Below are 13,256 nucleotides of genomic sequence, written 5' to 3'. Positions count from 1 at the left end.
CCGATACATGGCCGAATCATCCCCCCAGCCTGAGGATACCCAGGCAGCTTCCACGGTGCGAGAATCCCCCGGCACCCCGAAAACAGCACGTGGTGCGCGCACCCGTGCACAGATCCTGCGCGCCGCGGAAGCGACCATAGGCACGCTGGGCTATCACCGCGCCGGCATCAGCGATATCACCCGCGCCGCCGGCGTGGCGCAAGGAACGCTGTACTGCTATTTCTCCGGCAAGGAAGAAATCCTGCGGGAACTGGTGCGCGATATGGGCCGCGAAGTTCGCGCCCATCTTGCCGCCGAGACACTGCATGCCAGGGATCGCCTGGAAGCCGAGGAAAAAGGCCTGCATGCCTTCCTGAAATACCTGATGGAACACCCTTCGCTATACCGGGTGCTGCAGGAGGCGCAATCCGTCGACGAATCCATCTATCGCGAATATTACGAATCCTTCGGCCGCGGCTATGTCCGGCTACTGTCCGATGCCACACGCAAGGGAGAAATCCGCCCCGGCAACGACGAAATACGGGTCTGGGCGCTGATGGGCATGGCCCATTTCCTCGGCTTGCGATATTCCATCTGGAAGCAGGACATGCCATTTGAAGCCATTGTAGAAACCATGAGTGGCATGTTCCGCTACGGACTCGCGCTGGACCGCAAGGAGAAACCATGAGCCAGGAACTGGTACTGACCAGAATCCATGCCGGCATCGCTGAGATCCGGCTGAATCGTCCCAACCGACACAATGCGCTGGTGCCCGCGCTGCTGGATGCCTTACTGAAGGCCCTGGACGATGTGCGCGCCGACGAGCCGCGCGCCGTCGTGCTGGCGGCCCAGGGCCGTTCGTTTTCCAGCGGGGGCGATGTGGCCGGCTTCAGCAGCGTGCCCCGACCGGAGCGCCGCGCCTATGCGCGGCATGTCGTGGGCGCGCTCAATGAGGTCATCCTGACGCTGTTGCAACTGCCCTGCCCCACCATCGCGGCGGTACAAGGCCTGGTCACCGGTGGTTCCGCCGGCCTGGTGCTGGCTTGCGACCTCGCGGTGGGCGGGCCCGACACCTCTTTCGCCCCCTGGTACACGGCCGTGGGTTTCAGCCCGGATGGCGGCTGGACCACCTTGATGCCCGAGCGCATCGGCCGTGCCCGCGCCCTCTCCGTACAGTTGCTCAACGAGCGCCTGGAAGCGCCGGAAGCCGCCAGGCTGGGCCTGCTGCACCAGCTAGCGCCGGATACCGACAGCGTACTGCCGCTGGCGCACCAGATCGCCACACGCATGGCTGCCGGCCGGCCCGGCAGCGTGCGCCACACGCTCGAACAGGTGCGCCCGGATCCGCAAACCGTCGCCGCCGGCCTGGCGCGCGAGCTGCAGCATTTCCTGGAACAGATTGATACCGATGAAGCCGCACGCGGCATGCAGGAATTCCTGGGCCTGAAGCGCCGCTGAGCCGCCAGGCAAAGCATCCGGCCCGTCCTGCAAAACGAGGAGACAACCCCATGCTGTGGAAAAAACGTGTGCGACTGTACCGCTGGCGCGTCCTGATATTCGGCGCCCTGCTGCTGCCCGGCCTGCCGGCCCACGCCTTCCAGACTTTCGCTGATGAAGACCGCAATGCCGATCTGCTCAGCGAAACCGCGCATCAGCGCTATCAGTTCAATACCCCGACCACCGTCACCTACGACCCCGACACGCTGGGCAGCAACCCGGCCGAGGCGCGCATCTACGTGGCGGACATGGGCAACCACCGCGTTCAGGTGCTGGACCTGAGCGGACGCAGCATCGGCATGCTGGACGACGCCGATACCCTGGTGGCCGGCGACAGCCCTGCCAGCAGCGTGCCCGGCATACAGGCGCCGCTGGGCATTGCCTTCCTGTCGCGCAGCGAAGCCGAGGACGAGCGCCTGGCTGGCCTGTACGTCAATGACGTGGGCCGCCACCAGATCCTCTTTTTCCGTACGGTTGCCGACGACGCCGACGCCTTCCGCTATGTCGCCTCGTTCGGCACACCGGGCAGCGGCGCTGGCGATGCCCTGCAGATGCCGCGCAACGTGGTGATCACGCCGCAAGGCTATATGGTGGTTTCCGACGAGTTCAACCATCGCATCAAGGTCTTCCGGCTCGACCCAGACCAGGGGTACCAGGCCACCCTGGTGCAAACGCTGGGCTGGCAGGATGCCAACGGCCACCCGGCTGGCGCAGGCCCCATCATCCGGGGCACGGACCGCGACTACGGCACGCCGTCGTCCAATTACGACGACTACGCCGCTGCGCCGGAAAAGCGCGACGGGTTCCGCATTCCACAAGGGCTGACCTATTACCGCGCCCCGTCCGGCGCCACCTACATCTACGTGGCGGACAACGGCAACAACCGCATCAAGATTTATCACATGGACGCGGCCAGCGGCCAGCTGACGCTGCTGGACATGATTGGCCGGCTGCGCGACGCCAACAATACGGTTGATCACCTGAAACGGCCTCGCGGCGTGCGTACGGATGCCCAAGGCAACCTGTATATCGCCGATACCTACAATGGCCGCGTCCTGCGGCTGCCGAACCTGGCCCAGCCCGGCGAGGCCCATGCCGTGCGCTACCGTGCCAGCGGCGCCGACGATGCCCGCGCCACCTGGGTATATGGCCACCTGGGCATTCACCAGGTGGAAATGCGCAGCCCAAGCACCGCCGCCAACGAAGACGCAGCTTTCCAGCTGCCCAATGATCTCGTGCCGCTGGTCCGTCCCGATGGCAGCATCCAGCGCGAAAACATCTGGTCCTGGGGCATGCTGTACACCAATGCACGCGTGCACCTGGTCAGCGACAGCGGCAATAACCGGATCAAGAAATGCTGGACCAATGATGCCGGCACCAGCCTGCTGCGCTGCTCGGTCTCGCGTGGCGTGGGCACGGTGGCGGATAACGAATTCTGGGGCTATCCGCGCACCCTGCCCGGCCAGCTTCATTCCGCCAGCGGCATGGCCTGGCTGCCGTCCAGCCAGCGCCTGCTGGTCAGCGATACGCCGAACTCACGCATCAACATCTATAACGCCGCCGGGGTCTACCAGGGCCGTTTCACTGGCACCGATATCAGCCTGGGCGTTACCGGCATCGGCAGCTTCCGCGACCCGGTCTTTGGCGATGCCGTGGCGGTGCTGGTCGGCGCCGACCTCACCCTGCCCTGGCCCTACAGCGGCAACAGCAGCCTGCGCATCTACGACGCCGGCGGCTCCCTGCGCCATATTTTCAACCTCAATACCCGCACAACCGGACTGGGCGTCCCGGCCATCGGCCTGAGCAACGGCAATTACCCGGTCTCGGTCTCCGTCAGGCCACAGACGGCCACCGGCCGCCAGCACGCCATTTACATCAGCAGCTTTTCCAATCTGGTCTGGCGTTTCGATTACAACGCCTCCAGCGGCAGCCTGACGCGCATCTGGCACAGCGGCGGCGCCGACAGCGCCAAGGGCAACGACCTGGGCGCGAGCTGGAGCCTGGGCCCGGCGTTCTACGAGCAGGGCCAGCCTGGCAGCTTCGACCAGATTGGCAGCGTGCTGGCTCTTGGTGACCGCGTCTATGTGACCGACCGCCGCAACCAGCGCATACAGGCGCTGGCCCCCGCCACCGGCGCGCTCATCGGGCAGGTCGGCATCGGCGGCGGCACCTATGACCATCCCGCCGGCCTGGATCCGCAACGCTTCTTCCTGCCTGCCGGACTGGCCCACGATGCCACCCGCGACGCCTTGCTCGTGGCAGACGGCTTCAATATGGTGGCCCGCGCCTGGCACAACCCGGACGGCGTCTCGCCCGACGGCAACGGCCAGATCTCGCCCGCCTACCTGGGCCACTGGCTCAACCCCGCACTGGGCACCCGCCCCGGCGGCATGTTCGATACCGAACTGGTCACCTCGGGCGGCGACGCCGTTTATGTGTTCTCCCTGATCAGCAATCGCATCACGCGCTTCGACTGGAGCGAACTGCAGCCTTGAACACGTGGCGGTGACTGCGCCATGCAGGCCGCCAGGCTCCTTCATCCATTCCCCGGAATACGCATGAACATGTTCGACTTGACTGCCAGGCGCGCCCGCCTGGGACCGGACCGGCTGGCGCTGGAAGATCTGGCCGACGGCACGCGCTACACCTATCGAGAACTCGATGAACGTGCCGCCCGTTTTGCGGCTGCCGCCGTGGAGCACTGGGGCCTGGCGCCGGGCGCACGCGTAGCCTGGCTGGGCCATAACCGCGCCGAGTTTTTTGCCATGCTGTTCGGCTGCGCCAAGGCCGGTCTTATCCTGGTGCCGCTCAACTGGCGGCTGGCCGTGCCAGAGCTGGAAGTCCTGCTGACGGATTGCCAACCGGAAGTGCTGATCCATGGCGGCGAATTCACTGCCGTCGCCATCGAGCTGGCGACGCGCCACCCGGCGCCGCTGCGCCTGGTCAGCCTGGATGGTGCTGCTGGCGCCGCCCATACTGCCGCCCATACCGCCGCCAATGCCCGCGACTACGCCGCCGACCTGGCCGCCGTCACCCCGGACCCGCACCCCCATGCCGACCGCGATGCCGATAGCCCCTGGTACCTGCTCTATACCTCGGGCACCACCAGCCGTCCCAAGGGCGTGATCCAGACCTTCCGCATGATGATGGCCAATTACCTGAATATCGGGCTGGCCGTGCGCCTGAGCGCGGATGACATCCTGCTGAACGTGCTGCCGGTCTTCCATACAGCCGGCATCAACCTGTATTCCTCCGGCGTGCTGATGCTGGGCGGCACAGTCCTGGTACAGCGCAGCTTTGATGCCGAGCAGGCCCTGGAGATACTGAGCCAGCGCGCCACCCTGTTCTTCGGGGTCCCCGCCATTTACCAGGCCCTGCTGGCCCATCCTGGTTTCGACGGCACGCGCCTGCAGCGTGTGCGCTCCTGGAGCTGCGGTGGCGCGGCCATGCCGGCTGCCGTCTCGCAACGCTATGCCGACGCGGGCATTCTGGTGCGTACCGGCATGGGCATGACCGAAGCAGGACCGACCGTCTTCCTGCTGGATGAAGATCAGGTCCTGCGCAAACCCGGCGCAGCGGGCAGACCGCAACTGGTCACCGAAGTGCGCATCGTCGACCGTAACGGCCGCGATGTCGAGCCGGGCGAGGCCGGCGAACTGCTGGTGCGCGGCCCCGGCGTCACGCCCGGTTACTGGCAACGGCCCGATGCCACGGCGGAAACCATGCTGGAAGGCGGCTGGCTGCGTACGGGCGACGTGGCGCGCTGCGACGAAGACGGCGACTACACCATTGTCGACCGCTGGAAAGACATGTTCATTTCCGGCGGTGAGAACGTGTACCCCGCCGAAGTCGAAGCCGTGCTGCTGCAGCATCCTGCCGTCGCCGAAGTGGCCGTTGTCGGCATGGCCGACGAACGCTGGGGCGAGGTCGGCCATGCCAGCGTCGTTATCGCCGACGGCGCCGACACGCCGGACGCCGAAGCGCTACGGCGGTTTTGCCGCGAACGCCTGGCCGGCTACAAAGTGCCGAAAGTCTTCCAGGTCCGCGAAGCACTGCCCCGCAACGCAATGGGCAAAGTTATCAAACAGGAGCTGCGCGATGCCGCCCGTCACTGACCTTGCCACCATCGTCCATCCCTTTGTCCTGACGCAGCAGGATTTCAACCGTTTCGCTGCCCTGAGCGGTGACCATAATCCTATCCACGTGGACCCGGTGTTCTCTGCCGGCACGCCCTTCGGCGGTACAGTCTCGCATGGCATGCTGTTGTTCAGCCGCCTGCGCGGCCTGCTGGCCCGGCACTATCCCGGCCTGACGCTGGCAAGCCAGACCCTGATGTTTCCTGCGCCCTGCTATGCCGACGAACCGCTGACCCTGGCCCTGACGCCTGCCCCCCGGCCGGACGGCGCGGTGTTTGCCTCAGCCATTGTGCTGCAGGCGGAGGTTCGCAAGGCTGATGGCCGCCTGGGCTTGAGCGGCACCTGTACCTTGCACGCCATGGCGGATGCAAACACCGCGCCGGCCTCGCCAGCCGGCAGCAGCGCGCCCCTGCCGGCCCGGCAGCCCAATCCATCGGGCGCGGCGCCCACGCCCGCTGCCGGCCTGTCGCGCTACCTGGACTTGCGTCTGGGCGACCGAGCCAGCCTGGAACGCCGCTACACCCAGGCAGATATCGCCAGTTGGGCCGCGCTCGCGGACTATCCCGGCTTGCCTGCCACGCTGCCCGAACCATTGATCCCAGCGCTCTTTTCCTGCCTGCTGGGTGAAGAACTGCCCGGCCATGGCACCAATTACCTGAAACAGTCGCTGCAATTCCTGGCGCCGGCCCAGGCCGGCGAACTGCTGACGGCCAGTGTCGAAATCAGCCGCCTGCGCGCCGACAAGGCGCTCGTCAATCTGCGCACCCGCTGCACCGGCGCCGAGGGACGCCTGATATGCCACGGCGAAGCGCTCGTCCTGTTCCGCCAATGACCCATCTGCCTCCAGTCATCGCCGACCTCATTCGTCCTGAAACCGACTTGCGGAGCGCGCCGCCCCCCGCTCTGGCCACCTGGCTGGCGCAGGCCAACCGGGCGGCGGCGCAGGCGCGTGAACGCGGCCTGCCCGACAGCCCTCAGGCGGCCCGTGACGGCCTGGCTTCCATGACCCGCCGTTTTTGCGGCACGGGCCCGGCCATGGCCTGGGAACGCGACATCACAGCAGGCCCGGAAAACACGCCGGTGCGACTCTACGACCCGGTTCCCGACCTGCCCAAGCCGGTCTGCGTCTACCTGCATGGCGGCGGCCATATGGCGGGCAGCGTGGCGGTCTACGACCCGATCTGTCGCCGCCTTGCCGCCGCCGGCAATTGCCTGGTGGCTGCGGTGGACTACCGGCTGGCGCCCGAATATCCCTACCCGGACGGACTGACCGACTGCCTGGGCGTGCTCGTACACCTGCAGGAGGCGCTGGACGCGGCGGGCTGCCTCACAAACGGCCATCTGTCCCTGGCGGGCGACTCCGGCGGCGGCGCGCTGGCCGCCACCCTGGCGTCACTGCTGCGCAGGCATCAGAGCCTGCGGCTGGACCGCCTGCTGCTGGTTTATCCGAGCCTGGATTACACCCTGCCGGCCTACCCTTCACTACAGGAAAACGGCACCGGCTATTTGCTGGAAACCAGCAAGATACGCTGGTACTTCGATCACTATTTCCAGCAAGGCGAAGACCGCCGCCAGGCTTCGCCGCTCTACATGGGCATGGATGGCCTGCCGCCCACGCTGGTCATCACCGCAGGCCTGTGCCCGCTGCGCGACGAAGGCCTGGCCTACCTGCAGCAGCTGCGGCAACACGGCATCCCATGCCAGCACCTGCATTTGCCAGACATGATCCATGCCTGCCTCAATCTGCATGAACTGGTGCCCGAAGCCTGCGAGCGCATTTATCAAACCATGACAGACTTCATGCACGCCTGAGCCTTGGCAGGCCAGGGAAATCGCCGATAATAGCCCTGCCGTCCGGCGCCCAATTTCCCGCCCTGCCAGGATGGCTGTGGCGGGCCAGCCCTTTCCCATCCATGAATCTGAACCGACTCCCCCTGTTCCTCGCCCTGGGCACTGCCATGCTGGCCGCCTGTACGACCCAGGAAAAGCAACTCGTCAAAGAGCTGGAAGATCTGCCCGGCGTCACCTGCGATATCGCCGCGGACGGTTCGCAAACCAATTGCCGCCCGGACAGCCTCAAGGCGACCGAAGGCCCCTGAGCCGGCTACCGCAGGGCCAGGCCCTTACTGGAAGTCACGGCTACGGGTTTCCAGCCCGCCCAGCAAGGGGCTCAGGTCCTCCGCACGTCCCAGGACCAGATGGCAGACCCCTTCGTGCGACTGCCAGACGCCATGCACGGCCAATAATTGCGCGCCGAGCAGGATGGCCCGCTGGCGTTCCAGCCATTCCGGCCGCACGATGACATTGACGCTGCCGGTTTCATCTTCCAGCGTCACGAACATCACGCCCTTGGCCGTCCCTGGACGCTGCCGGCCCACCACGATGCCGCAAGCCCGCACCAGGCGGCCATGTTCCAACCCGCGCAACTGGGCAGCCGTCATCAGTCGCCTGGCCTGCAATTCGGCTCGCAACAGGCGCAGGGGATGCGGCCCCAGGCTCAGGCCCAGGTGGCGATAATCCGCCAGCACCTCCGCCCCCGCACTCATGGGCGCAAACAAGGGCAATTGCTCAGCCTGCCGTGGCACACCGGCCAGCAGGCCGGTTTCCACCCTGGCGCCACCGGCTTCCCAAAGCGCAGTGCGGCGGTTGCCGTGCCATGCCGCCAGAGCGCCGCATGCGGCCAGCGCCTGCAATTCCGCCCGCCCCAGCAGCGCCCGCTGCGCGACATCCTGGATATCCGTGAATGGCCGCTGCGCTCGCGCTGCCAGCAGCCGCTGCGCCGCCTCCTGTGATAGCCCCTTGACCCGCGACAGCCCCAGGCGCACGGCCGGACGCTCGCCGGCTGGCGTCAGCACCGTTTCCCAGGCGCTATCGCACACCGATACCGGCCATACCTGCACGCCATGCCGGCGCGCATCCTGCACCAGGATGGACGGGGAGTAGAACCCCATGGGCTGGCTGTTCAACAAGGCTGCCAGAAAAGCCTCGGGCTCATGGCACTTGAGCCAGGCGCTGGCATAGGCCAGCAACGCAAAGCTGGCGGCGTGGCTTTCCGGAAAACCATATTCGCCGAAGCCCTGCATCTGCCGGAAAATCTGCTCCGCGAATTCAGCGCTATAGCCACGCGCCGTCATGCCGGTCAGTATCTTTTCATGAAAACCGCCCAGGCCGCCACGCCGACGCCAGGCCGCCATGGAACGCCGCAGATTGTCGGCCTCGCCATCGGTGAAACCGGCCGCCAGCATGGCAATCTGCATCACCTGTTCCTGGAAGATAGGCACGCCCAGTGTGCGCAGCAAGGCCTGTTCGACCTCCGGGCCGGGGCTGCTGCTGTCCTCCAGCTTCTGGCGGCGCCGCAGATAAGGATGAACCATGCCGCCCTGGATCGGCCCGGGCCGGACAATCGCAACCTGTATCACCAGATCGTAGTAGGTCCTGGGCCGCAAGCGCGGCAGCATGCTCATCTGCGCCCGCGATTCGATCTGGAACACACCCACGGTATCGGCCGCGCAGATCATGTCATAGGTGGCCGCGTCTTCCGGCAGGATATCCTGCATGCTCCAGTGCCGGCCACGACGCCACCCCACCCACTCCAGCGCGCGGCGCAGGACGCTCAGCATCCCCAGCGCCAGGACATCCACCTTGAGCAGCCCCAGCGCGTCCAGATCGTCCTTGTCCCACTGCACCACGCTGCGGCCTGCCATGGCTGCATTTTCCACCGGCACCAGGCGCACCAGACGGTCGCGCGCAATCACGAAGCCGCCTGGGTGCTGCGAAAGATGCCGGGGAAACCCCAGCAGGGTTTCGACCAGCACGCGCCACTGGCGCGCGACCGGCGCATCCGCCTGCAAGCCGGCATCCTGCATGCGTTCAGCCAGGCGGGCGCGCCCGTCCCAATGGCGATAGACCGCGCACACCTGGTCGATGATGCCAGGGTCCACGCCCAGCGCCCGGCCAGTATCGCGCAGCGCGCTGCGCATGCGGTAGGTGATGACCACAGCCGCCAGCGCAGCGCGGTCCCGTCCATAGCGTTCGTAGATGTACTGGATGACTTCCTCGCGCCGCTGATGTTCGAAGTCCACGTCGATGTCTGGCGGTTCGCCGCGCTCCTTGCTGATGAAGCGGGCAAACAGCAAATTGCCGTTCACCGGATCAACTTCGGTGATGCCCAGGCAGAAGCACACGGCGCTGTTGGCGGCAGAACCGCGCCCCTGGCAAAGAATGCCCTGCCGGCGCGCATAGCGGACAATGTCATAGACCGTCAGGAAATAGGCCTCGTAACCCATCTCCACGATCAGGCCCAGCTCTTTTTCCACCAGGGCCAGCACTTTTTCCGGCACGCCGTCTGGAAAGCGCCGCCGGGCGCCTGCCATGGCCTCCTGCCGCAGATACGTGCCTGGCGTATGGCCGGGCGGGCAGATTTCCTCCGGGTAGGCGTAGCGCACTTCATCCATGCGGAAACGGCAACGTGCCGCCAGGCGCCCGGTTTCAGCCAGCCATTCCGGCCGATACAGGGCTGCCAGCTGCAGGCGGCTGCGCAGATGGCGCTCGGCATTGGACAGCCGCGCCAGGCCGCACGCCTCCACCGTCTGCCCGGTGCGGATCGCCAGCAAGGTATCGTGCAGCGGCTTGCGGGAGCGCACATGCATTTCCGCCTGGCCGATGGCCACCACGGGCAGGCCGGCTGCCGCCGCAGCAGCGGCAACACATTGCGCGTGCGCGGCATCCCGACCACGCCTGTGCAAGGCTATGCCGGCCCAGGCGCGCCCGGCAAATACCCGTGCCATCCAGGCGGCCTGCGCCTGCACTTCCGGCAACGGCGCCGCGTATTCAGGCAGCAGCAGGGTAAGGCACCCTGGCAGGCCCAGCAGGTGCCGCCATGGCAGCGGATGCGCGGCTGCGGCATCCGGCAACGCGCCCTCCGCCCCGGCATCCTGTGCGGCCGCTACAGCCAGCACTGCTGGTTCATCCGGGTCCAGGTCCGAATCATAGAGCCTGTAGCTGCCCTTGGCGCCACGCTGCCGCGCCAGGGTAATCAGTTCGCACAGGTTGCCATAGCCTGCCAGGGACTCAGCCAGGGCAACGAACGCCAGCCGGCGCGTGCCATCGGCCCGGCTCAGCACAAAGGACGCCCCCACCAGCAGCGGCAGGCCCTGCCGCCCGGCTTCGACATGTGCCTTCACGATACCCGCCACGGAGCACTCATCCGTCAGCGCCAGCCCGGCGTACCCCAGTTCCGCCGCCCGCGCCACCAGTTCCTCCGGGTGCGAGGCGCCGCGCAGGAAGCTGTAATTGCTCAGGCAGCACAATTCCGCGTAGGCAGGCAAGGCGGATAAGCCAGCGGCGTCGCTCATGCGTAGACGCCGTGCAGGAACCAGGCCATGTCCATGCCGGGCAGGCCCGCCTGCCGTTGCCGGTATACCCAGTAGCGCACGCCGCTGGCTTCATGCTCGGCAATGAAATAATCCCGAGCCACACCGCCATCCCACCAGCCGTCCTCGATACGTTCCGGCCCCGCCAGCAGGCGCAGCACGGCGCCGGCATGAACGGGCTGCTCGCCCGCCATGGGTAGCAATTGTGCGGTTTCCAGCAGCCAGAAAGGCCGCTGCGCACGGTCCGGCAACATTGCCGCCCCGGCCGCCAGCCCGCCATCCGCCCCTGAACCCGCTGGCGGCCCGCCCACCTGCCCCTGGCAGGGCAGCCAGCGGCAGGCCCGCTCCGGACGGTGATCCGCCACCGGGCTGGCCCGCAGGATATTTCCGGCCCCCAGACGGGCCGCCAGCACGTCCTGTAGCGCCGCCGCATCTCCTGCCGCGCCTGGCTCCGCCAGCAGATTGCCGGTCCCGCCCGGACGCGCCTGACAGGCCAGCACCTCCAGCGTCACCGCATTGACCGGCGCAGCCAGCTGGCTGCGTGCCAGGCGCTCGGCCAGCAGACGCAGCAGGTGTTCGGGCTCCCAGGCCGGCTGCGCCAGTTTCAGGTCGAAATGCGTGCGCGGGCCGGCCTGCTGGCGTCTTTCATGATGCAGGCTCCAGCGCAATTCCGTTACTGCCTGCTGGCGCACATCCAGCCAGGCCTGCAATTGCACCAGCAACCGCCGGGCCAGCCAGCACAAGGCATCATGCCGCTCCACCGCGAACAGGCTGAGGACCTGGCTGCGGAAATGTTCCGGCGGCCGGACCCACTCATGCCATTCCCCCTGCACGCCATAGGCCTGGTCCAGCTGCGCCAGCAAGGTATCGGCCTGACGCTGGCGCAGGCCATCGCGCGGCAGGCGGCGCACCGCCCCTAGCGTCCGGCAACCCAGGCTTTCCAGCCAGGACAGATGGGGGCCGGCGCCATCGAGCAAGGCCAGCGGCAAGCCATCCAGGCCCATGGCCAAGCGGGATGGCCGCAGGATACGGCGCCTGGCTGCCTGCCCGGCCCGCGCCAGCAGCCAGGCGCCGCTGGCACTGGGCGCAAGTGCCAGGCGCACGGCAACGCCCAATTGCCGCAGACTGTCACGCACCTGGGCGTACAGGCGCCGCAATCCGCCGAACAAGGCCAGGCTGGCCGAAATATCCAGCACCAGCGCATCGTCGCGCTTCCAGGCCAGCATGGGCGTGTACGGCAGCAAGGCCAGTTCCAGTTCCTCGCGCAACTGCTTTTCGCTGGCCAGGTCGCGATTCATGAAACAGGCCTCGGGGGCCAGCGCTCGCGCGCCCGCCTGGCGCATGCCCGGGCGCACGCCAGCCTGCCAGGCCTGCCCGCCACAGGCCCACACCTTGCCCTGATGCAGCACTATCAGCTGCGGATCAGACATGCTGTGGCGATAGGCATCCAGTCCGGGACGGACCAGATGCACGCCTAGCCAGACCTGCATGGGATTCTTTCTCCAACAATGATGCCAATGGCATGCCCGCCTGGCCTGCCATTGGCAGCCTGACCGCCTGTGAGGCCCACCCGCCGCGCCGCTTGAGTATGCTGACCTGAAAGCTGCCGCCCTGCAGGGGCATCAAGGCCAGGCGCAAGGCAGCCGGCGACGGCTGGCAGGCCATGGACTGCGGCCGCAGCATGAAAAACAGCGAATGGCAGCCTTGCGCCGCCAGGTGCAGGCGATGCAGTTGGCGGTATTCGGCGGCCCCTTGCCACAACAGCAGCGCATCCAGCGCACTGCTGCGCAGGATCTGTTCCGCCGCCCACAGGGCATCGCCGTCCTGGCTGGCCTTGACCCACATCAGGCGCGCGATGTCTCCACCGCCCTGCTCCCAGGCGGCGGCCTGGGGTATATGCGGCGGGCGCACCAGCGCCACCGGCCGTTCTCCCGGCAGCAAGGCGGGCTGCAGCAATTGCCATTCCCCGCATCCCGTGTGCGGCAACAGGATTTCCACCAGGGCGCCACGCGGCCAGCCGCCTCCCGGCAACTGCGCCGAGAGTTCCGGCCAGCCGGTTGCCACGCAGGCTGGCTCGCGCGCCAACCCCTGTCCACCACGCCACACATCAGGATGCGGCAGCATGGCAGGCGGCAGGGGTTCTTGTCCGGCACCGGAAACAAGGGGGTACACCGAAACGGAATCAGGGCACGGCGATGACATGATGGATGGCAGGAATATCTGAATGGCTGACGCTCTATTTTACTGTATAAATAAACAGTATTTTATCCTG

At 66.8% G+C, this 13,256-nt stretch carries 10 protein-coding genes; 7 read left to right on the top strand and 3 right to left on the bottom strand.

Translation table 11 applies throughout. The features are described from left to right. The first annotated feature begins 7 nt into the window (after positions 1-7). The 7 genes from ACEW7X_RS07405 (at position 8) to ACEW7X_RS07375 (ending at position 7,711) form a co-directional block, all read left to right on the top strand. Positions 8-667 (top strand): TetR/AcrR family transcriptional regulator, encoded by a 660-nt coding sequence (locus ACEW7X_RS07405; RefSeq protein WP_420177818.1) that lies wholly within the window; start codon positions 8-10, stop codon positions 665-667. Beyond that, positions 664-1,437 carry an enoyl-CoA hydratase/isomerase family protein gene (locus ACEW7X_RS07400; RefSeq protein ID WP_420177817.1) on the top strand — a complete coding sequence of 258 codons (774 nt, stop codon included), beginning with the start codon at positions 664-666 and terminating at the stop codon, positions 1,435-1,437. Before ACEW7X_RS07405 ends, ACEW7X_RS07400 begins: the two co-directional genes overlap by 4 nt. A gap of 50 nt (positions 1,438-1,487) precedes the next feature. Next, complete coding sequence (locus ACEW7X_RS07395; protein ID WP_420177816.1) at positions 1,488-3,971, top strand: NHL repeat-containing protein; 2,484 nt, start codon at positions 1,488-1,490, stop codon at positions 3,969-3,971. 63 nt (positions 3,972-4,034) lie between these two features. Beyond that, positions 4,035-5,591, top strand: coding sequence for an acyl-CoA synthetase (locus ACEW7X_RS07390; protein WP_068368182.1), 1,557 nt, complete (start codon positions 4,035-4,037; stop codon positions 5,589-5,591). Further along, positions 5,575-6,444: a MaoC/PaaZ C-terminal domain-containing protein gene (locus ACEW7X_RS07385; RefSeq protein WP_068368184.1), complete on the top strand. Its 870-nt coding sequence runs from the start codon at positions 5,575-5,577 to the stop codon at positions 6,442-6,444. The genes ACEW7X_RS07390 and ACEW7X_RS07385 overlap by 17 nt, the downstream gene beginning before the upstream one ends. Next, a complete protein-coding gene (locus ACEW7X_RS07380; protein WP_257741248.1) occupies positions 6,441-7,424 on the top strand; it encodes an alpha/beta hydrolase in 984 nt (327 codons plus the stop codon). The genes ACEW7X_RS07385 and ACEW7X_RS07380 overlap by 4 nt, the downstream gene beginning before the upstream one ends. A 101-nt stretch (positions 7,425-7,525) precedes the next feature. After that, positions 7,526-7,711: a hypothetical protein gene (locus ACEW7X_RS07375; RefSeq protein ID WP_068368187.1), complete on the top strand. Its 186-nt coding sequence runs from the start codon at positions 7,526-7,528 to the stop codon at positions 7,709-7,711. A gap of 24 nt (positions 7,712-7,735) precedes the next feature. On the opposite strand, the gene ACEW7X_RS07370 is transcribed toward ACEW7X_RS07375, so the two are convergent. From ACEW7X_RS07370 to imuA, 3 genes are read right to left on the bottom strand one after another with little or no spacing between them, the layout of a single operon-like run. After that, positions 7,736-10,966: an error-prone DNA polymerase gene (locus ACEW7X_RS07370; protein WP_068368190.1), complete on the bottom strand. Its 3,231-nt coding sequence runs from the start codon at positions 10,964-10,966 to the stop codon at positions 7,736-7,738. Next, positions 10,963-12,474 carry a Y-family DNA polymerase gene (locus ACEW7X_RS07365; RefSeq protein WP_253595938.1) on the bottom strand — a complete coding sequence of 504 codons (1,512 nt, stop codon included), beginning with the start codon at positions 12,472-12,474 and terminating at the stop codon, positions 10,963-10,965. The genes ACEW7X_RS07370 and ACEW7X_RS07365 overlap by 4 nt, the downstream gene beginning before the upstream one ends. Beyond that, complete coding sequence (gene imuA, locus ACEW7X_RS07360; RefSeq protein WP_253595940.1) at positions 12,407-13,108, bottom strand: translesion DNA synthesis-associated protein ImuA; 702 nt, start codon at positions 13,106-13,108, stop codon at positions 12,407-12,409. Before imuA ends, ACEW7X_RS07365 begins: the two co-directional genes overlap by 68 nt. Positions 13,109-13,256 lie beyond the last annotated feature (148 nt).

The organism is Kerstersia gyiorum (genome assembly GCF_048595715.1).
GTDB classification, from domain to species: domain Bacteria; phylum Pseudomonadota; class Gammaproteobacteria; order Burkholderiales; family Burkholderiaceae_B; genus Kerstersia; species Kerstersia gyiorum.
Note: the sequence above shows the minus strand (reverse complement) of the source record. Positions and strands in the feature narration are given on the sequence as shown.